Source organism: Clostridium acetobutylicum ATCC 824, assembly GCF_000008765.1.
GTDB classification, from domain to species: Bacteria; Bacillota; Clostridia; order Clostridiales; family Clostridiaceae; genus Clostridium_S; species Clostridium_S acetobutylicum.
This window is the reverse complement of the sequence record NC_003030.1, coordinates 776,871-797,043: the sequence shown is the minus strand read 5'-3', so window position 1 is coordinate 797,043 and position 20,173 is coordinate 776,871. Positions and strand designations below refer to the sequence as shown.

Sequence of the window (20,173 nt, the reverse complement as noted above, 5' to 3'; positions counted from 1 at the left end):
CTTAAATTATAAATATTTGAAAATTTTATTTTCGTTGTGTAAAATAGTTACTAAGGAGTTGATACAATGCATAATTCTAAGGAATTAACAGTTTTTTTACAAAATCTACTACAAATAAATAGTCCTTCTGGCTATACTCATGATGTAGTCAGCTATATCGAAAAAGAGTTCTGTAAACTTGGAGTTCATTATAAAATAACAAATAAGGGTAATATAATGGCAACCCTTCCTGGAAAAAATAGTTCCTTCGAAAGAACAATTTCTGCACATCTAGATACCTTAGGTGCAATGGTTAAAGAGATAAAATCAAATGGTACTCTTTCACTTACTCCTATAGGTGGTTATATGATGAATTCAATAGAAGGCGAAAATTGCAACATAATGACACTTGACGACAAAAAATATACTGGAACAATACAATCAACCAAACCATCTGTTCACATCCACAATGATGCCAAAGAGTTAAAAAGAATACCTGAAAATATGGAAGTTGTAATAGACGAAAAGGTTTTTTCTAAGGAAGATGTTGAAGCTCTTGGAATTAACGTTGGTGACTTCATATGTTTTGATCCAAGAATAAAATTTACTGATAGTGGTTTTATAAAAAGCAGACATCTTGATGATAAGGCTAGCGCTGCCATAATGCTCTACGCCATAAAGCATTTTATAGACAATAACATTGAGCTTAAGTACACAACAAATTTTTATTTTAGTACCTATGAAGAAGTTGGGCATGGTGCCTCAAACCTCCCTCAAAATACCAAAGAATTACTTTGTATAGATATGGGAGCTCCAGGAAAAGGTCAAAACTCTTCTGAATTTGCAACCTGTATATGTGCAAAAGATTCTTCTGGTCCTTACGATTATGCATTCAGGAAAAGACTGGTAGATATATGCAAAAATAAAAATATACCATATAGGATAGATACTTATCCATACTATGGTTCGGATGCATCTGCTGCTTTAAAAAGCGGATACGATATAAAAACAGCTCTTATAGGCACTGGCGTATATGCCTCACATGGCTACGAAAGAACTCATTTAGATGGTATGCTAGCAACATTAGATCTTCTTATAAATTACTGTACATCTGAATAAAAAAGTACTGCAAGGCTATATAAATTAAGCTTTGCAGTACTTTTTTATTTATTGTTTTCTTTAAAGTAATTACATACTTCTTTTAACCCACATTTTTCACAATCCGGCCTTCGCGCTTTACATATTTGCCTCCCATGCCATATTAGAGCATGATGCATTGTAGACCAATCTTTTTTATCTATATTCTCCATAAGCTGTTTCTCTGTTTCATACACATTCTTACTTTTTGCAAGTCCAATTCTATTTGAAACTCTAAATACATGAGTGTCCACTGCAATAGCTGGTATTCCGAATGCATTTGACATAACCACATTTGCAGTTTTTCTCCCCACTCCTGGAAGACTTGTTAATTCCTCCATATTACTAGGAACTTCTCCATTAAATCTATCAATAAGTCCTCTTGAGGCCTCAAGTATATTCTTACTTTTATTTTTATAAAGTCCACAAGTTCTAATTTTCTCCTGCAACTCTTCCTCTGTAAGCTCACACATTTTATATGGAGTATTATATTCCTTAAACAGCTCTTGTGTAACTAAATTTACCCTCTTATCTGTACATTGAGCACTTAATACTGTAGCTATCAAAAGCTCATAGGGCGTTTTGAAATCCAGTGCACATTTAGCTTGTGGATACATTTCATAAAGTATATCTACTATTTTATTTACCTTTTCTTTCTCTATTTAAAGCACCTTCTTTATATCAGAATAGACTCCTCTATAATTTTCAGGTATTAGTTCTGCGATCTTATACATAGCATTATCAAGAGCCCTTTTCTCGTAGTCCTTCTTGCTTTCTTCCTTCATCCTTTTATCAAAATAAAAAGGCTTACCTATATTAACCTCAACTTTAGCATGATGAAAATTTTCATTACTCATGTTTCCTTCCTTATTAATAGGAAGAAGTTTTTCACTTCCACATATACCAACTGGTACTATAATAGCCTTACTTAGCTTTGCTATAAATAACGGCCCTCTTTTAGCTTCTATCATTGCTCCGGTTCTACTCCTAGTACCTTCTGGAAACATTAGTATATTATGATTACTCTTTAAGATATCTATAACTCTATAAATACCATCTTTATCAGCTGTATTAGGCTTTATTTCTGTTGTTTTAACACAATATGTACCTAAATTAGTAATAGCATCTCCTTTTAACTTAACACCTGCTACAAAAGTAACATCGTAATCCTTCAATACCTTGTTAAGAACAAGTCCATCAGAATTACTTAGATGATTACCTATAAACATAATTGGCTTATCTATTCCCTTTAAATTTTCCATGCCATGAACATTTATATCAGCATATTTATTTAAATACATATTTAAAATTCTTTTACCTATAAAACCAACACAAGAATCCGGTAGTAATTCAATAATTCTAGCTACTACAGGAGAAACCATATAAAATTCCACCTTTCAAAACATTAACTTAAAAATTTGCATTAATAATTTTTATATATGTCAAAACCTATTATAGTGTAAAATATCTAAAAAGTCTAATGATAACGATTATCCATATAAAACCCAAGCGTAAAACTTAATATATATGTACTCTTTAATATATTACCGTAAAAAATTCGGTACAATTTTCAATTACAAATCTTATATAAAAGAAAAATCGAAACAGCAGAAACCATCCCGATTTATATACATAAAATTATTTATTGCAATAATCATTAAAATCAATTACTTTTTCTTTTTTACTACTGGGCAAAATTACTTTTGCTGGAATACCTACAGCTGTACTATTGGAAGGTACATCTTTAAGAACAACAGCATTAGCACCTATCTTACATCCATCACCAAGTTTTATTGGTCCTAACACCTTTGCACCTGAACCTATAAACACATTATTTCCAACAGTTGGATGTCTCTTGCCAGTTTCCTTTCCAGTTCCCCCTAAGGTAGAACCATGATACATAACAACATTATCACCTATTTCAGCTGTTTCTCCTATTACAACTCCCATACCATGATCAATAAAAAGTCCTTTTCCTATAGTCGCTCCTGGATGAATCTCTATTCCTGTAAAAGCTCTTACAATTTGTGATAATAGTCTTGCAATAAAAAACATCTTATGTTTATAAAAAACGTGGGCTATTCTATACCAAATAAGTGCATGTATACATGGATACAACAAAAAAACTTCAAGTCCGTTCCTCGCAGCAGGATCATTCTGCAAAACTCTATTTATATCATACCTTATTGACTTAAACATCTTAGCACCCCTTATAATAAAAAACTATATTTATAAAAAAAGACCCCGTCTCTCACTAGAGACGAAGTCATACTTACTCGCTATTCCACTCTAAAACAAAAGCACATATAATGCTCCATACTATAACGGGTATTACCGCATCATCCTACTCATACTTCAAATGATGTACTCCAAAGCGCACTTCATACAGCTTCCATTTAGGAATTTTTCAGCTAACATTCCCTCTCTTAAAACTTTCACTATACTACTTTACTTTATCAAAGCATTTCTGACTATTTTAGTAAGAATTAATTCTAATTTTATTATATACATTATTTAGTTTTTGTCAACATGATTTTATCTACAAAATCTATGCTTACCTATAATTATTATAAGTGGTCTTGACCATATCCATCCACTTGTAGCTGTTGCCGGATTAAAATAATAGATTGCTCCTCCAGATGGATCCCAACCATTTAAAGCATCTCTTGCGGCTCTTATTGAATTAGGTTCCATGGTAGCATGAATTTGACCATCTACTATCGCTGTAAAAGCTCCTGGCTGATATATTACTCCTGCAATTGTTGACGGAAATTTAGGATTTTTAGTTCTATTTATTACCGTTGCACCAACCGCAACCTGACCCGCATATGGCTCCCCTCTAGCTTCACCATTTATAAGTCTTGCCAAAAGGGTTACATTTTGATTGTAGCTTGAATAACTGCTTGATGCAACAGTGGGCTGCGTAGTTGTCATTCCAAGTGCTGCTGACGTAGCAGTTCCAACTATTCCATCTGGCAAAATACCATTCTTTGTTTGAAACTTTTTAACCGCCGTATAGGTTTGATATCCATATACTCCGTCTATTTTTCCCGTGTAGTAACCCCAATTTTTAAGTTTTGTTTGAATTTGAATTACTCCACTTCCATTTGATCCGTACTTATATGTAATGGCATTTACTGCATTATTATAAGGCAGAAGCCACACATAGATACTCAGATATGATATAAGTACAGCTAAACTAAGTACTATACTTCTTTTATACTTCAAAATTCCTTTCATAAATTTTACCTCCGCCAAATAAATATAGTCTTTATTCATAGAAATCTAATATTAAAACTAACCTACCTTGCTAAAGACTCTACTGATAAATTAGTAGTTAAACTAGATTTCATATATAAATCATTTCAAAGATATTTTGTTCAAAAATAAAATTTTAATACTAAAAACTTTATTTATCTATATTTATTTGTATTATAATTAATTTAATATCAAGGAGTATAAAAGTACTAAATTTCAAATACAACTATTTATAATTTTACACAAAAATATATGCATGAATCTGTATCTAAATAGATTCATGCATATATAAATAATAATCTATACAAAATTTCCAGCAAAAGCTAGTATTGTAAGTATAATTATAAGCCCTATCGTAAACTTAGCTATAAAATTTTGAAGCCTATTATTAGTATGCTTACCCATGATTTCTTTATCATTAACAAGCTTTATCATAAATATTAGCACTACAGGACATAGTACCCCTGCTAACTGCTGTGTAAACAATATTATACTTATTAAAGATATATTAGGCATTAAAACTATAATTACACTTGTTATAATCATAAAAAAGAACAATCCGAAAAACACAGGTGCCTCTTTAATCTTATTATCAAGTCCACTTTCAAAGCCAAAGGCCTCACATACCGCATAAGATGTTGACAGCGGTATAATACAGCAAGCTAGAAAAGATGCTCCAAACAAACCGACACCAAATAGCACAAATGAATATTGACCTGCAAGAGGTTTTAGAGCCGCTGCCGCATCCTGAGCACTTGATATTGCCATGTGAGCTTTAAAAAGTGTTTCTGACGTACATATAGTTATAAATAAAGCAGTTAAAATTCCCCATACAGTACCTAAATAAACATCAAGCTTTTCATAACCATATTCTTTTAATGATATTCCTTTATCTACAATTGAAGACTGCAAGTAAAATTGCATATAAGGAGTTATTGTTGTTCCTACCATTCCTATAAGGTCAAGCCAATAATTTTTACTCAAGGTTCCACCTGGATTTGATATATGTGAAAACACATTAGACCAATTTGGTTTTAGCATAAAGGCTGTAATAACATACCCAAAGAAAGTAAGAGTTAAAAGCAAAAATACTTTTTCAGCCTTTGAGTAGTTTCCCTTTGTCATTATAATCCATATCATTATTGCAAGTATTGGAACAGATATATATTTATTTATATTGAATAATTGCAAACTTGCGGCAATTCCAGCAAAATCAGCTATACAAACCCCTAGATTTGCTATCATTAAAACAAGCATTGCAAAGAATGCCAACTTTACGCCGTACCTTTCTCTTATTAAATCAGATAATCCTTTTCCGGTAACTACTGCCATTCTAGCATTCATTTCCTGAACAACAGCAAGTCCTATGCCGATTGCAAACAATCCCCAAAGCATAGAATATCCATACTTAGAGCCTATCACTGAATAGGTAGTCACACCTCCTGCATCATTACCCGCATTTGCAGTAATAAGCCCCGGTCCAACTATACTAAAAATAAACAGTAGTCTACTAAATTTTTTTTTCATATGCTCACCTTCTTAGCCAACTTTTTTAAATTTCTTTTTCCACGCTGGTAGGAGTACTTCATCAATTAAATCATTAACTAATATAATCCCACATAACTTGTTGTCATTATCAACTACTGGAAGAGAAATAAGATTGTACTTTGATGATGTTTCTATTGCTTCCTCTAATTTATCTGAATCTTTTACAAAAGCAATCTTTTTATTCATAACATCTTTAAGCTTCTTTTCTGGTGGCATAAAGAGTAAATCCTTAAGAGATACATAGCCTTCTAGCTTTCCTTCATTATCTGTTATATAAATACAGTATATTACCTCATCCTCAGGATTCATTTCACGCATTATATCTAAAGTTTCATTCAACGTTATATTCACATTAAATGAAATAAAGTCCTTGTTCATTATACTACCCACGGTTTCTTCTCCATACCCCATGAGTGCTCTAACTTCTTCTGCATCTTCCTTTTCCATATTAAGCAATATCTTTTCAGCAGTTTCTTCATCAACTTCATCCAAGATATCTGCAATTTCATCAATAGGCATACTATCTAGTACTTCACTTTTCTTATCATCACTTAGGCTTTCAAGTATATCCGCTTGAATATCTGGGTCTATCTCCTCTAGTATGTCAGCAGCTAAATTTTCATCAAGACTTTCAAAAACCTTTTTTCTATAATTAAAATCCATATCTTCAATTATATCGGCTAAATCAGCCGGATGCATAGTTGAAAGCTTTTGATAAGGCACTGTCAACTTTAAATTATCATTAACCATTTCTAAAGACTCTACATCGTTCCACATTATATAATTTTCCATAGGCTTTTTTTCAGTTAATTTATAAAAACCCCATATAATTCTTTCAACTCCAAGTCTCCTACTTAATGCCATAAAGCCCGTATCAACTGCGTATAACTTTAAGTTCTCCAACCATTTTAGCCATTCTTAAATCATTGACTCTTACAAGCTTCTTTCCATTTATATCAACTATTTGTTTATCTAAAAGATTTTTAGAGAGTAAATATGAGTATTTTCTCATTATAGTATCCTTTACTGCTTTAACCTGCATATAAATTTTTCTACTTTCATCTTCCCTGTAAAAATGTATTGACTTAAATTCATAGTTGATATATTCTCCGCCCTTCTTAATCTTATATCCAATTGCCCTAGGATATGATTCATCAGCAGTGACATATATATCCCATAATTTACCTACATATTCACCATATTCGTCATATACTTTTCTATAAAGTACTTCACTCAAAAAAAAGTTATTTAATAATTTCTGCACACCAATCATCCCTTTCAAACTTTACTGAAATACTTCACCTAAATAAAATCTAATTCTTGGCAAGTAATACACAGTTATGTTCTCTAATTTAGCTTGAAGAGAAAGATTGGAATCGTATATATCTATATTAACAAGTTATATATGAAAAACATTCCTCAAATTTCTCTTCAGTTGTAAAATTCAGATCGTCCTCGCTTAAATGAGGGCCACTTTCCATAAAAACTCACTCCTCTTTACAATAAAAAAAAGCCATCAAAGGCTCACTCATAAACTCTAATACGAAATTAGACAGTAGAGCTTTAGCACTATATAGCTTAGATTAAAACTATAAATCCAGCTACATTAGATAGAACCTTGATTCGGTAATATCTGCTGACCCAATTTGGCATCTCTCGATGTTTCTGGGCAGTAGCGTATATCTATATAGGAGCCTCACCTAACTAAAACTTTTCTTCTTATTATATTATTATTTAAAGCAGAAAATATATACTGTTAATTTTAAATTACAACATCTAAACACCATATCTTTAATAAGATACAGTACAGTAGAATGTCCTACAACAACATATTTGTTTAAATCTGCTCTATACTTTTAATTATAGTATAAAATGTGAATTTTTCAACCTTAAAATTAAAAACTTATTAAAGTTGATTATTAAAAAAATAATTTATCGAGCATTCTTACTTGTTTAAAAAATACGATATTTAAAATTTAAGGGCTCTTTATTATTTTTTTTGCATTTTAGGACTTATTTATTTAATAAACTTGCAATTTTTATTTATCTTTGATATCATTATAAAATATTGGACTACTTATTAACGAAGATTTTAAAAAAGGAGGCTATTATTATGAATTTCGCAGATACTACTTTTGTATTTCTTTCTACAGTCTTAGTAATGATAATGACACCTGCTCTTGCAATGTTTTACGGAGGTATGGTTAAAACCAAGAACACTTTAGGTACTATGATGCACAGTTATGCCTGTATGATTATAGTATCCCTTCAATGGATTTTAATAGGATATTCTATTGCATTTGGCCCTGATATTTCAGGCCTTATAGGAAATTTCCAATATGCACTTTTACATCATGTAGGTTTTAAACCTTTTGCACCATATTCAAGCACTATTCCTCATAGCCTATTTATGATGTTCCAATTAATGTTCGCAATTATAACTCCAGGATTAATTACAGGTGCTTTTGCTGAAAGAATAAAATTTCCCGCATTTATACTTTTTATACTTCTTTGGACAACTATAATATACGATCCACTTGCACACTGGGTATGGGGTAACGGTGGCTGGATTAAAAATTTAGGTGCTTTAGACTTTGCTGGAGGAACTGTAGTTCATATAAGTTCCGGAGCCTCTGGTCTTGTTGCTGCAATAATGATTGGAAAGAGAAAATATATAAAAACCTCTCCAAACAATCTTACTTTAACCTTTATAGGTGGTACGCTTTTATGGTTTGGTTGGTTTGGTTTCAACGCAGGAAGTGCCTTAGCTATAAACGATGTAGCTATGAATGCCTTTATAACTACAAATACCGCTGCTGCTGCGGCTGCTGCTGCTTGGATTACCTGTGAATGGTTTATTACAAAACGTCCAACGGTTTTAGGTGCCCTAACAGGTACTTTAGCTGGTCTCGTTTCTATAACACCTGCCTGCGGTTTTGTAACAGTTGGCTCTTCATTAGTTATAGGTATTATTGGCGGAATTATATGCTTCTTCTCAGTTAGCTTCCTTAAAAAGAAATTTAACTATGACGATGCATTAGATGCCTTTGGCTGTCATGGTATTGGTGGTACCTGGGGTGCTATAGCAACCGGAATATTTGCTACAAAAGCTGTTAATTCAGCTGGTGCAAATGGACTTCTTTATGGCAATGCTTCTCTTGTTTTGAAACAACTTGAAGCAACTGCTGCTACCTATGCTTATTCTATAATTGGGACAATAATAATTATTAAAGTGGTGTCTCTAATATTCAAAATACGTTCTACTGACGAAGAAGAACTTCAAGGCCTTGATATCTCTATACATGGAGAAAGAGCTTATCACATAGATTAAAATTCAGAACATACTACTTTAGATGTAATTTTCATTAACTTTATAGTTTTATAATATGGAACTTTAATCTCTAAAGTAGTATATTTATATATATGCTGTTATATTTTATTTTTAAGGAGATGAACATTTATGGATTACAAGATGAGCAAAGTTGACATAGTTACAAGACCAGAAAAATTCGATGAACTTAAAAGTGAGCTTAACAAAATTGGAGTTACAGGTATGACAGTTACAAACGTACTCGGATGTGGTCTTCAAAAGGGTACTCTTGAGTACTATAGAGGAAATCCTGTTGAAATAACCCTAAATCCTAAAATAAAAGTTGAAATAGTCGTATGCTCAGTTCCTGTTGAAAAGGTGGTAGAGACAGCCAAAAATGTTCTAAACACAGGAAAAATTGGAGACGGAAAAATTTTTGTATACGACGTTAGTAAAGTAGTTAAAATAAGAACTGGTGAAGAAGATTACGATGCACTTCAAGATGATAAAGAATAACTTTTAATAATATATAAAATAGGTTGATGGAAGTAAGAATAAAATCCATCAACCTATTTTCGTATTTCAGATTATTTTTTAAATAACCTAACCATATAGTTTAAACAAATCAAAAGCAAAACTTCTCCAAATAAATATTCAGGCATAACCTTTGGCATAATAATTATAGATATATTTTCTACTAGCATGACTAAGATTACAATCATCAAAAAACAGAATCCAGCTCTCCTTATGTTGCTTTTCCTTAAGAAGTAGCCACATAGCATAAGCATTAAAATAAGCACCATAACTTTAACTACTGCAACTACTACACTATAGCTCTTTAAATCAATTAAATATCCAAAGCTATAACTGTAAAAAGGATTTGCGGTTTTTAGTATTTTAAAGTTCAAAAAAATATACAAACTAAAAAATATAATCCCACTTATTGCTGCATATACGAAGTTAAACTTAGCACTTCTTGTAAAAACAAAAATCATAATCAATATAACAAGCGGTATATATAGTATATCTAATAAAACAATAGGCCTCATAAAGTATATGTATGTTATACTTTTTTTCAAGCACATGATAAGCAATGTTACATACCTTAACATAATTAGAAACACTAATCCTCTAAGAATTCTTCTTATTTTCACAGGACATTTAAAACTATCTATAAACAAATTTATGCACATAAGAACAGTAAGCAATAACATTAATATATAGGCATAAACAAACACTTTATCCCTCCACTGAGTGCTATTTAGGGCTTCTACGCAAATAACATGTACCAAAATTAAATTCACGTATGAAAACCTATATTTATTATTACTCCTGAATTTTGTTAAATATTCTTTACACCAAAAATTTTAAGCCCGCCTTTTATGCATGTAATTTCAACAGGAAAATCAGGTCCTCTTTCTCCATCTATATCAGTAACTATATCATTATTACAACTTATATTAAGCTTATCTGTCTTAAAATATATTATTCCGTTTACATCTTCAAGATGCTCCCCTTTAAACATCTTGATTAGTATATTTACTATATCTTTAACCATTCCGCCCTCTATTATAATTACATCAAGCATACCATCATCTACAATGGCCTTGTATGCAAACTTAAAGTTACCTGCTGTTTGACCATTAAAAACAAGCATAAGGAGCATTTCCCCATCAAAATTATTTTGTTTTGATTCTACTTTTAATGGTATTCTCTTAAAATTAGGCAGCTGTTCTATTCCTTTAACATAGTAAGCAAGCTTTCCCATTGTATTTTTCATATTTATATCTGTTTTTTGTGAAACATTAGTAAATAATCCTGCACTAGCTACATTGATAAAATACTTATCATTTATTTTTCCAATATCAATTTTTCTTATTTCACTATTTAATATTTGTTCACAGGCCATTTCAATATCAGCTGGCATTCCAATAAATTTAGCAAAATCATTTGCAGTACCTACTGGAAGTATTGCAATAGGTATATCCAAATTACACTTTTTCATAACATTAACTACATTATCTACAGTACCATCTCCACCAGCTATAAGAACATACTTATATGTATCATCTATATCATCGAAAGCACTTTCTATACTACAATTTAATTCTATTCTATGTGGAACTATTGTGTACCCATATTTTTGATGTGTTTTTATAACTTTATCTATATTATTTATAATTAAATTTTCTCCTGAAAATGGATTGTAAATAAACTTAACTTTGTTCATTATCGTATATGCTCCCCTCAAATCAATAATAATACCAATACAATACTACATTATTATATTATATCATTTATTGGAATAAATCCACAAGATTAGAATACCATCTTGTGGATTTATAAATTCGCTACATTTCTATTATTTTAAAAACAAAAACACCTATTTTTTATATACGTTATACGATTACAGGTCTGCACAATAATGAATAAATTTATAAAGTCATACTTATATTTTAGGGCAACAAGGACTTGATATGCCACTAAGAGCCTTTTCAGCACAATTGTCGGTACTGCCTTCAACTGCAAAATCACCAAGTGAAACCATTCCAACAAGCTTTCCATCTCTAGCAACAGGAAGTCTCCTTACCTGCTTCTCACTCATTATTTTTGTAGCTTCTCTAGCGTCCATATCAGGACTAGCAACTACAGGAGTAGATGTCATTATACTTCTTACATTCTCACTTGAAGCATCGCTTCCCTCAGCTACTGTTCTTAAAACTATGTCTCTATCTGTTACAACTCCTATAACCTTATCACTATTGCATACTGGAATAGCTCCAATATCATGATCTCTCATGAGCTCAGCTGCTCTCTTAATATTCTCTTCTCCACTTACACTTACTACGTTCTTTGTCATTACTTCACTTATTTTCACAATAAACACCTCCCAGGATATTAGTTTATCCAGGAAAGCTTTTTATATTTATTTTTTTTTCAACTTTTTATGTACAAAAAATGCTGTCGGTGCAGCTAATATTACCACTAAAATTGGCAATACAAATTTTAGTGAAAATGGTTTTTCAAAATTTTTCCCTATAACTGAATATGCTATCATTTCTGGTATCACTCCAACTAAACTACCTAAAATAAAATCAGTATATTTTATTTTAGTTAATCCCGCTGCATAACTTAAAGGATCATATGGAAAAACGAATGACAATCTCATTAAAAGCATTATTATAAAACCATGTTTATCTAGACTATTATCAAGATTCATTACTTTTCCCTTTAATATTTTATCCACAAATGGTCTCCCAAGTTTTCTAGCAAGGAAAAATGCAAGGCTTCCAGATAAAAAACATCCAAGCATACTTAGACAAAATGCTTTAAGTGGTCCAAAAATTCCACCTGCTATAACCGAAAGTGCAGATACAGGTATTACAAGTAAAATAGGCTTTAAAGAATATATTATTACAAAGACTAAACTAGAATATGGACCATAACTTAATATATATCTCTTGACTTCATGAGGTCTTAAATGTAAAATCTTCATTCCAATACTACCACTATGCCTGAAATATTGTCGCTTAACTATTACAACAACGAATATAGCAATTATTACAATTAATGCTATAATGGCATATATTAATCTCTTTTTTGTTTTATCTTTCATTCTATCCACTCCAAATCACCTACTACACATTAAATAATCATATCATATTAACTAGTAAAATAATACGTTTTTCAAAACAATTTTTGCCTTATACAAAAATTTTATTATCAAAAAATTCATTTGTATGCTATAATATAACTTGTTTATATAAATATAACTTGTTTATATACAATTTCTTATTAACATTATAGGAGTGATTTTATATGGCTAAAAGTTCAGTAGCAAATATTTTTACTTTTAGTAACTTATCATGTGGTTTATTATCATTAATTATGACTTTAGCTGCATCTTCAACTAATAATGAATATTATAAATTGGCATGTTTATTCATACTTATAGCTGGAATTATAGATAGATACGATGGTAGAGTTGCTAGAGCTTTGAATGTGTCGAGCGAACTCGGTAAGGAGCTTGATTCTCTTGCTGACCTTGTTTCCTTCGGTGTTGCTCCTTCAATATTAGCTTACCACCTATGTAATTTTAGTTCTAATTTTAATTTTTTAGGATATATTTTTGTATTGATATTCCCTATAGCTGGTGCTTATAGATTAGCTCGCTACAATTTATCAACTTTTGACGGAGTATTTCGTGGTATTCCAATAACTTTAGCAGGTATGTTTATGGCTCTTTATTCTCTTATTTACCTTCTGCTAAATACACAGCCAAACGCTGTTTTAACAATAGTTATAATGCTTATATTATCATATCTAATGGTAAGTAACTTAAAATTAAAAAAATTGTAAACATAAATAAAGTGAGAATTGCCTATTAAGATTCTCACTTTTATTTATAACGGCTTTTGTTGTGGTTTTACTTCATCACACTTATCATTTAGCTCTTCTTCTATACACTTCTTCTTAATCCTACATTTAATAACGTTAGATTTTATTTCACAATACTCTATATATTCACATTGACACTTTTCTATTGAGTAAATAAGTTCATCTATTATATCTCCTAATTTGTTAACCCTTTCAAGTGCATGCTTAACATCACTTCTTTTTGCTGGTGTAATTTGATTTAACTCACAAGCACCTCCTATCAAAAGCCTATATGAGCTAACATACTGAGTCAAAAAATCCGATAACTTATTCAAATCACAACAGTACTCTTCAATTGCCTTTCTATTTGTCAAATTAATACTACCCATACAATAGCTATCATTAAATTATATTATGAATTATATAAATATATGTTTTTCTCATATCTATTTCATTATTTTATTTTTAAGCTCTTGCCCTTTTTTAGTTACCGCTAATCCTCCAAGTGCTGTTTCTCTAAGCTCACATGGAAGCTGTTTTCCAACTCTATACATAGCTGAAACAGAATCATCAAAAGGAATTATACTTCCTACTCCAGCCATTACCATATCTGCTGTTGTTATAGCATTTACTGCTCCAGAAACATTTCTTTTTGAGCATGGAACTTCAACTAAGCCTGCAACTGGATCACAAACAAGCCCTAACACATTTTTTATTACAATTGATGCTGCATCAAGTGCCATCTCAGGCGTTCCTCCCAGCATTTCAACTACAGCACCTGCACCCATTGCTGCCGCTGATCCACACTCTGCTTGACATCCACCTTCTGCCCCAGACAAAGTTGCATTTTTAGCTATAAGCATACCAATTCCAGATGCAGTAAACAAAGCTTTTGTAAGCTCATCATCACTTTTGCTGAATTTTTCCCCTACTGTTAAAATAACTGCTGGGAGTATTCCACATGAACCTGCTGTTGGTGCTGCTACTATTTTTCCCATAGAGGCATTAACCTCTGAACATGCAATTGCTCTAGCCATGGCCTTAACCATAATACTTCCTGTAATTGTATCCTCTTTCTTTGAATAATTGTTAAGTTTAAATCCATCTCCTCCTATTAATCCACTCATGGATTTAACCTTATTTTCAGTACCATATTCAGCAGCCGATTTCATAACTTCTAGATTCTTTTTCATCCTTGAAAATACGTATTCATAATTGGTTTGACTTTTTGATATCTCCTCCTCTATTGTATAATCAGCTATACTTATTTTTCTCTTTGTACACTCTTCTATGAGTTTTTCTCCACTATCCACAAACATTCTATTCACCTTCTATAACTGGATTTATAACTATTACGCTTTTTAAATTTTCTATTTGCTTCATTTTGTCAATGATTTGCTTATCAATCACTGTATCAGTCTCTACAATCATCTTTGCTGCAAATCCTCTGCTACTTCTATATACTTTTAAGAATGCTATGTTTATGTTATTTTCATAAATCATAGTTGTTATCTTTGATATCATTCCTGGAACATCCTTATGTGATACTATAAGCGTAGGATACGCTCCTGTAAACTCTACACTACTGCCATTTATCTCGATTATCTTTATGTTTCCTCCACCTGTTGATGAACCCATTATCTCAACTGTTTCGTTATTTTTTTTCTGTATTAAAAATTTAACAGTATTAGGATGTACATCTCCAAGATCTGCTGGCTTAAATTCAAAATCAATTCCATTTTTTTTAGCTATTTCAAAGGATTCTCTTATCCTTACATCCCAAGGCTCCATCCCTAATATTCCAGCAACCAATGCCTTGTCTGTACCATGTCCTCTATACGTTTCTGAAAATGATCCATGTAAAAGGAAAGTAACTTTTTTAGGATTATTTTCCTCTGATATTATACTTGCAATTTTTCCAAGTCTTACTGCACCAGCGGTGTGAGAACTTGAAGGTCCAATCATAATAGGCCCCAATATATCAAATGCACTAAATTCTTTCATCTTTTGCCACCTCTTTATAAACTAATAATCGTAAAAACAACTGCCCCCTATAAATTCCTTTAATATTGAATTTTGTGGAACCAATTTTTCATCTATATCTTTAAAAAAGTTAAGAAAATTTCTAAGTTTTCTTGCTTCATAATATACGCTACTTGAAGGCTTTATTTTTGACAGCTCAAGTAATGCATATTTTCTAAGTATTCCAAGCTCATACACAAGCGTTGAGTTAAACATAACATCTGCTTCTTCCTGAAATACAAATATATTTTTTTCCTCTCCTCTTTTTATAGACGGCCACATCTTAAGTGTTTCCTCTCCTCCATATCCACGTGAAAGGTAATCTCTAACAATTCTTCTTATCTTTCGTACATCTGTTGTTGAAATTCTGTTATGATCATCAAGGTTTAATTGTGTTAGTGCACTTACATATATTTTAAACTTATTTTTTTTATCTATATATAGTGTCAGCTTCTCATTTAATCCATGTATTCCTTCCACTATTAGCACACCATTTTGAGGCATCTTTATTTTTTCAGTTCCAATAATTCTTTTACCAGTTCTAAAATCAAACTTAGGAAGTGCTGTTTCTTTATATTCCATCAAATCCTTTAAATTTTTATTAAACAGTTCTACATCAAGTGCCTCTATAGATTCAAAATCATAGTTTCCATTTTCGTCTTTTGGTGTCTTATCCCTGTCTACAAAATAGTCATCTAATGAAATAGCCACAGGCATTAAACCATTTACTCTCAGCTGCACTCCTAATCTCTTAGAAAATGTAGTTTTTCCTGAAGACGATGGTCCCGCTATAAGAACTAGCTTTATATCTTTTCTTTCGGATATCATATCAGCTATATATGCTATTTTCTTCTCATGGAGTGCTTCTGAAATTAATACTATATCCTTAATTTCATTTTTCATAACCTTATCATTTAAAGATCCAACATCACCAACACCTAGAATATTTCCCCATTGTTCTGTTTCATAGAATATATTATAAAGCTTAGTTTGATTTCGGTACTCTGGTATTTTATCTACATCCTTTTCTAATGGAATTCTAAGTATAAAACCAGGCTTATAGTAATTTAAATCAAATAGTTTAAGTGCGCCAGTAGAATATGCCATAGCACCATAAAAATAATCATATCTTCCATCCAATTCGTAAAGCTTAAGATATTTAACTTTTACATACTTTAAAAGCCTTACCTTATCTTTCATACCGTACTTTTCAAAAATTTCAACTGCTTTTTCTTTATCTATTGTAACCTTTTTTATAGGAAGATCTTTTTTAACTATTTCAAGCATTCTATTCTTTATTTTATCTATATCAGCTTCTGTCAATTCCCCATCCTGTTTGTGTATTTCACCAAATATACCATTATTTATGGAATGCTCTATAGTAACAACTGCATTAGGTAAAATATCAGAAACCGCTTTTACTAGTACAAATTGTAATGTCCTTTCATACACCTTAATACCTATTGGATTTTTTAAATCTATTATATCAAAAATTCCTGAGTAACTGAATTTATGTGTAAGCTCATATATATTTCCGTTTACGCTTCCAAGCATTGCTGTCTCAGCGCCTTCTAGTTTATTTTGATTTATAAAATCGTGGAAACTCGTTCCTCTATTAACCTTAAAGCTTCTACCGTCCTTTAACTTAATCTCAATACTGCTCAACCTAGCACCTCCCATACCTAATTTAGCCTTTATATAAATATTTTACTCATAATATTATACTTTAAATTAATAAAAATGTATCATTTCCTAATCATATTTTTTGTTAATTTGAGGAATTATAATTATATAAATTATTTGAAAAGGATTGATTATATGTATATTATTATGCTCAGAACTGTAATACTTTATTTCTTGGTTGTTTTGACAATGCGTGTTATGGGTAAAAGACAAATAGGTCAGCTTCAACCTTTTGAGCTTGTAATTACCATAATGATATCAGAACTTGCTTCACTTCCAATGCAGGATACAAGAATTCCCCTTATATATGGAATAATTCCCATAGTAACTCTGTTATTTTTAGAAATAGTTTTATCTGTTCTTCAGCTAAAAAGTGAAAAAGCAAGGATTATACTTTCTGGCGAGCCAACTCTTTTAATAGATAAAGGAAAAATTGATATTAGTGCTTTAAAAAGTCAAAGGTTAAACATAAATGATTTAATGGAAGAGTTACGACTAAAGAACTACTTTAATGTGGAGGATATAGAGTATGCAATACTTGAAACCAGTGGACAAATTTCTTTAATACCCAAAACCCATCTAACAAATGCAACAAAGGAAGATTTAAATTTAAAGGTAAAACAAGAAAACGTTCCTATAACTATTATCCTTGATGGAAAAGTTAATACAGATAATATTAAATACCTTAACAAAGATGCCGATTGGCTTATGAAAGAACTTAAAAAAAATAAGATAGATTCCCCAAAGGATGTTTTTTTGGCATTAATAGATTCAAAGGGCAAATTTTATTATCAAAAATATAATAACTAGGAGGATACTCATGAAAAACATAGTTGTCGCCGTATCATTATTTGTAGTAATTCTACTTTTAAGCTTTTTCTCAATAAGATATCTAAATAAAACCTGTAATAAATTTTTAAGCCTTAGTAATAAAATTCAAACTTCATTGCAAAACGGTTCCTACTCCAAGGCAGATCTCTATTTAAAAAGCTTTGAAAAAGACTGGTATAAACACTCAAGTATTTTATCAGTTTTCATCCACCACATGGAAGTAGATGACATAAGTTTAGAGGTAGAAAGATTATCTCAAGCTATAAAATATAAAGAAAAAAAAGATGCTATGGAATCATCACACACACTGAGTTTTTTAATAGAGCATGTGTCGAGTCTCGAGGAGATAAATTTAGAAAATATATTTTAATAAAGTTTTTTAGTTGAAAATAATTATCAATAGATTTATAATGCAGCTATAGGGATTTTTAGTCAAAACATCGTAATTTGAATTTTTTCCTATAACAATTTATTTAAAAGGTGTGATTAATTTATGGAGAATAATGCAAATAAAGAAATTATGGATAAATTAACAAAAGTATGCCTCTGTAAGGCAATACCACGTTCAACTATAAAAAAAGTTATACGAAAGGGTGCTAAAACCGTAGAAGATGTTCAAAAAGCTACAGGTGCAGGTTCTGGTGGCTGCTCTGGTAGAAGGTGCACTCCAAAGATAGAAGAACTTTTAGATTCTTACCGTAAAAAAGAATGGAATTAAACTTGCATAAACAATATAATTCCATTTCTAATATAACTGCTTACATTTATAAATAAAATAAGTTTAAGAATCAAAACCTAGGTTTTAATTCTTAAACTTATTTTTTAAAATTCTAAAAAATTTATAATTTATAAGTATATTTATAATTAATATTAACTCTGCCACAAGTATAAAACTTTCTACATGATTAATAGTAGTCAAATACCTATCATATATATTTCTAAAACCATTCTCATTTGCATTATTTAATTGTATATTTGAAACTATTACCTCCTTATAAAATTCTATATCAAATATATTTTCAGAAGGCAAATACTTTTTATCAATAACAACATTAAATTTAATCAAATTAAATACAAATACAATCAATACTATACATATAAGTACTTTTCCTAAATAAATGGAAATTTTTATTTTATTATTAATAAGTACATCTTTTAAATAGTCACTCTTCATTTTATCCACAAAAAAAGTTTTAGCTTCTTTTATAAACATTATCATAATTTTAATCAAGCAGGCTATTACAAAAAGCCCTATTACAAAATATAGTATTTTTACGTTCTGAAATAAAATTCCTTTTAGCATACTATAATCAACTAAATTATATTCTGATAGCTTATCCCCTAAAACTTTAGTTAATTTAGAGTTTATATCCTTCTTATCATGTTTAGGGTTTTGCCTTGCTGTAAGCACATTTAGAAAAAGCTTGCTAATATCTTGGCTTCTATAAGCTGTATATGGGATATATACTTTTTCATATCCATCATCTGACATACTATACAAGAATGAATTATTTTCTTTATAAACTCCTACAATTCTGTACTTATCATTATTAATTTTCAAAGTACTACCTATTACATTATTACTTTTAAAAAGAGCATTTGCAAGAACATCACTTATTACAACAACCTTGTCATTATTATTAACGGATAAAAAATCAAGTTTCCCACCAGTTATTATTTGAAAAGGATACAATCTAAAGTAATTTTCATCAGTTAAAATCATTTTTGTTTTTATTTTTTTATCAGCAAAGTTATTATACCTACTTGGTGAAACATCATATTTATTTGTTACCTTTGTCTTTACTTCACTATAGCAAGTAAGATCTATATCGCTATACTGCTTTTTTAACTTATTAAATTCCTCAAAGGTAATTCCATCATTATTGACAGTATTCTTATATTCTATTACATTTGAAACACTATCATTAACCCTAAAGTTAAGATAATTACTTGCTATTATTAAAGTAAGTAAAACTACAACCCCTATAATTAATCTAACTTTTGTAAGCTTAATTATATTCACATTAA

The 20,173-nt window shown here is 30.6% G+C and carries 21 protein-coding genes, 1 pseudogene, 1 riboswitch and 1 other annotated feature; of the genes and pseudogenes, 7 read left to right on the top strand and 15 right to left on the bottom strand.

The window, feature by feature from the left end:
• Positions 1-66: 66 nt before the first annotated feature.
• On the top strand, positions 67-1,098 hold the full coding sequence (locus CA_RS03725) for a M42 family metallopeptidase (protein WP_010964009.1): 1,032 nt from the start codon (positions 67-69) through the stop codon (positions 1,096-1,098).
• Between the two features lie 44 nt (positions 1,099-1,142).
• On the opposite strand, the gene nth is transcribed toward CA_RS03725, so the two are convergent.
• The 6 genes and pseudogenes from nth to CA_RS03695 all read right to left on the bottom strand — a co-directional run bounded on the left by nth (position 1,143) and on the right by CA_RS03695 (position 7,195).
• On the bottom strand, positions 1,143-1,778 hold the full coding sequence (nth, locus tag CA_RS03720) for an endonuclease III (protein WP_010964008.1): 636 nt from the start codon (positions 1,776-1,778) through the stop codon (positions 1,143-1,145).
• Positions 1,779-2,498 carry a lysophospholipid acyltransferase family protein gene (locus tag CA_RS03715; RefSeq protein WP_010964007.1) on the bottom strand — a complete coding sequence of 240 codons (720 nt, stop codon included), beginning with the start codon at positions 2,496-2,498 and terminating at the stop codon, positions 1,779-1,781.
• A 256-nt stretch (positions 2,499-2,754) separates the two neighbouring features.
• Positions 2,755-3,315, bottom strand: a complete 561-nt coding sequence (epsC, locus tag CA_RS03710) for a serine O-acetyltransferase EpsC (RefSeq protein WP_010964006.1) — start codon at positions 3,313-3,315, stop codon at positions 2,755-2,757.
• 54 nt (positions 3,316-3,369) lie between these two features.
• Positions 3,370-3,585: a binding site (T-box leader), on the bottom strand.
• A gap of 66 nt (positions 3,586-3,651) precedes the next feature.
• Positions 3,652-4,356 (bottom strand): spore cortex-lytic enzyme, encoded by a 705-nt coding sequence (sleB, locus tag CA_RS03705; RefSeq protein ID WP_010964005.1) that lies wholly within the window; start codon positions 4,354-4,356, stop codon positions 3,652-3,654.
• Between the two features lie 318 nt (positions 4,357-4,674).
• Entirely contained in the window at positions 4,675-5,901 is a 1,227-nt protein-coding gene (locus tag CA_RS03700; RefSeq protein ID WP_010964004.1) for an Nramp family divalent metal transporter, read from the bottom strand.
• Between the two features lie 12 nt (positions 5,902-5,913).
• Positions 5,914-7,195 (bottom strand): annotated as a pseudogene (locus CA_RS03695) (magnesium transporter).
• 268 nt (positions 7,196-7,463) lie between these two features.
• Positions 7,464-7,637, bottom strand: a riboswitch (M-box (ykoK) riboswitch).
• A 398-nt stretch (positions 7,638-8,035) separates the two neighbouring features.
• Between CA_RS03695 and CA_RS03690 the strand changes: the two are divergent.
• Positions 8,036-9,253, top strand: coding sequence for an ammonium transporter (locus CA_RS03690; protein ID WP_010964001.1), 1,218 nt, complete (start codon positions 8,036-8,038; stop codon positions 9,251-9,253).
• A 129-nt stretch (positions 9,254-9,382) separates the two neighbouring features.
• A complete protein-coding gene (locus tag CA_RS03685; RefSeq protein WP_010964000.1) occupies positions 9,383-9,748 on the top strand; it encodes a P-II family nitrogen regulator in 366 nt (121 codons plus the stop codon).
• 71 nt (positions 9,749-9,819) lie between these two features.
• Here the strand turns inward: CA_RS03685 and CA_RS03680 are convergent, their stop codons facing one another.
• The 4 genes from CA_RS03680 to CA_RS03665 all read right to left on the bottom strand — a co-directional run bounded on the left by CA_RS03680 (position 9,820) and on the right by CA_RS03665 (position 12,848).
• Positions 9,820-10,470, bottom strand: coding sequence for a hypothetical protein (locus tag CA_RS03680; RefSeq protein WP_010963999.1), 651 nt, complete (start codon positions 10,468-10,470; stop codon positions 9,820-9,822).
• 104 nt (positions 10,471-10,574) lie between these two features.
• Positions 10,575-11,462 (bottom strand): YegS/Rv2252/BmrU family lipid kinase, encoded by an 888-nt coding sequence (locus tag CA_RS03675; RefSeq protein WP_010963998.1) that lies wholly within the window; start codon positions 11,460-11,462, stop codon positions 10,575-10,577.
• Between the two features lie 219 nt (positions 11,463-11,681).
• Positions 11,682-12,110 carry a CBS domain-containing protein gene (locus CA_RS03670; RefSeq protein ID WP_010963997.1) on the bottom strand — a complete coding sequence of 143 codons (429 nt, stop codon included), beginning with the start codon at positions 12,108-12,110 and terminating at the stop codon, positions 11,682-11,684.
• A gap of 48 nt (positions 12,111-12,158) precedes the next feature.
• Complete coding sequence (locus tag CA_RS03665; RefSeq protein ID WP_010963996.1) at positions 12,159-12,848, bottom strand: TVP38/TMEM64 family protein; 690 nt, start codon at positions 12,846-12,848, stop codon at positions 12,159-12,161.
• Between the two features lie 203 nt (positions 12,849-13,051).
• Between CA_RS03665 and pssA the strand changes: the two genes are divergently transcribed.
• On the top strand, positions 13,052-13,591 hold the full coding sequence (pssA, locus tag CA_RS03660; protein ID WP_010963995.1) for a CDP-diacylglycerol--serine O-phosphatidyltransferase: 540 nt from the start codon (positions 13,052-13,054) through the stop codon (positions 13,589-13,591).
• Positions 13,592-13,635: 44 nt separating this feature from the next.
• On the opposite strand, the gene CA_RS03655 is transcribed toward pssA, so the two are convergent.
• From CA_RS03655 to CA_RS03640, 4 genes are all read right to left on the bottom strand, one after another.
• A complete protein-coding gene (locus tag CA_RS03655) occupies positions 13,636-13,983 on the bottom strand; it encodes a hypothetical protein (RefSeq protein WP_014518865.1) in 348 nt (115 codons plus the stop codon).
• Between the two features lie 72 nt (positions 13,984-14,055).
• Positions 14,056-14,928, bottom strand: coding sequence for an L-serine ammonia-lyase, iron-sulfur-dependent, subunit alpha (sdaAA, locus tag CA_RS03650; RefSeq protein WP_010963993.1), 873 nt, complete (start codon positions 14,926-14,928; stop codon positions 14,056-14,058).
• A 1-nt stretch (position 14,929) separates the two neighbouring features.
• Positions 14,930-15,613, bottom strand: coding sequence for an L-serine ammonia-lyase, iron-sulfur-dependent subunit beta (gene sdaAB, locus CA_RS03645; protein ID WP_010963992.1), 684 nt, complete (start codon positions 15,611-15,613; stop codon positions 14,930-14,932).
• Positions 15,614-15,634: 21 nt separating this feature from the next.
• Entirely contained in the window at positions 15,635-17,296 is a 1,662-nt protein-coding gene (locus CA_RS03640) for a nucleoside kinase (protein ID WP_010963991.1), read from the bottom strand.
• A gap of 153 nt (positions 17,297-17,449) precedes the next feature.
• On the opposite strand from CA_RS03640, the gene CA_RS03635 reads away from it, so the two are divergent.
• From CA_RS03635 to CA_RS03625, 3 genes are all read left to right on the top strand, one after another.
• The gene (locus CA_RS03635) at positions 17,450-18,124 is read left to right on the top strand and encodes a YetF domain-containing protein (protein WP_010963990.1); all 675 of its coding nucleotides are present in this window, start codon (positions 17,450-17,452) and stop codon (positions 18,122-18,124) included.
• 10 nt (positions 18,125-18,134) lie between these two features.
• Positions 18,135-18,515, top strand: a complete 381-nt coding sequence (locus tag CA_RS03630; protein WP_010963989.1) for a DUF4363 family protein — start codon at positions 18,135-18,137, stop codon at positions 18,513-18,515.
• Positions 18,516-18,638: 123 nt separating this feature from the next.
• The gene (locus CA_RS03625) at positions 18,639-18,863 is read left to right on the top strand and encodes a (2Fe-2S)-binding protein (RefSeq protein ID WP_010963988.1); all 225 of its coding nucleotides are present in this window, start codon (positions 18,639-18,641) and stop codon (positions 18,861-18,863) included.
• Positions 18,864-18,947: 84 nt separating this feature from the next.
• On the opposite strand, the gene CA_RS03620 is transcribed toward CA_RS03625, so the two are convergent.
• Positions 18,948-20,168: an ABC transporter permease gene (locus CA_RS03620; protein WP_010963987.1), complete on the bottom strand. Its 1,221-nt coding sequence runs from the start codon at positions 20,166-20,168 to the stop codon at positions 18,948-18,950.
• Between the last annotated feature and the right edge of the window lie 5 nt (positions 20,169-20,173).

Bases quoted from the DNA above. Each gene is read 5' to 3' on its own strand.
- CA_RS03725 (WP_010964009.1), top strand. From the start codon at position 67: ATGCATAATTCTAAGGAATTAACAGTTTTTTTACAAAATCTACTACAA.
- CA_RS03715 (WP_010964007.1), bottom strand. From the start codon at position 2,498: ATGGTTTCTCCTGTAGTAGCTAGAATTATTGAATTACTACCGGATTCT.
- epsC (WP_010964006.1), bottom strand. From the start codon at position 3,315: ATGTTTAAGTCAATAAGGTATGATATAAATAGAGTTTTGCAGAATGAT.
- sleB (WP_010964005.1), bottom strand. From the start codon at position 4,356: ATGAAAGGAATTTTGAAGTATAAAAGAAGTATAGTACTTAGTTTAGCT.
- CA_RS03700 (WP_010964004.1), bottom strand. From the start codon at position 5,901: ATGAAAAAAAAATTTAGTAGACTACTGTTTATTTTTAGTATAGTTGGA.
- CA_RS03690 (WP_010964001.1), top strand. From the start codon at position 8,036: ATGAATTTCGCAGATACTACTTTTGTATTTCTTTCTACAGTCTTAGTA.
- CA_RS03685 (WP_010964000.1), top strand. From the start codon at position 9,383: ATGGATTACAAGATGAGCAAAGTTGACATAGTTACAAGACCAGAAAAA.
- CA_RS03675 (WP_010963998.1), bottom strand. From the start codon at position 11,462: ATGAACAAAGTTAAGTTTATTTACAATCCATTTTCAGGAGAAAATTTA.
- CA_RS03665 (WP_010963996.1), bottom strand. From the start codon at position 12,848: ATGAAAGATAAAACAAAAAAGAGATTAATATATGCCATTATAGCATTA.
- pssA (WP_010963995.1), top strand. From the start codon at position 13,052: ATGGCTAAAAGTTCAGTAGCAAATATTTTTACTTTTAGTAACTTATCA.
- sdaAA (WP_010963993.1), bottom strand. From the start codon at position 14,928: ATGTTTGTGGATAGTGGAGAAAAACTCATAGAAGAGTGTACAAAGAGA.
- sdaAB (WP_010963992.1), bottom strand. From the start codon at position 15,613: ATGAAAGAATTTAGTGCATTTGATATATTGGGGCCTATTATGATTGGA.
- CA_RS03635 (WP_010963990.1), top strand. From the start codon at position 17,450: ATGTATATTATTATGCTCAGAACTGTAATACTTTATTTCTTGGTTGTT.
- CA_RS03630 (WP_010963989.1), top strand. From the start codon at position 18,135: ATGAAAAACATAGTTGTCGCCGTATCATTATTTGTAGTAATTCTACTT.
- CA_RS03625 (WP_010963988.1), top strand. From the start codon at position 18,639: ATGGAGAATAATGCAAATAAAGAAATTATGGATAAATTAACAAAAGTA.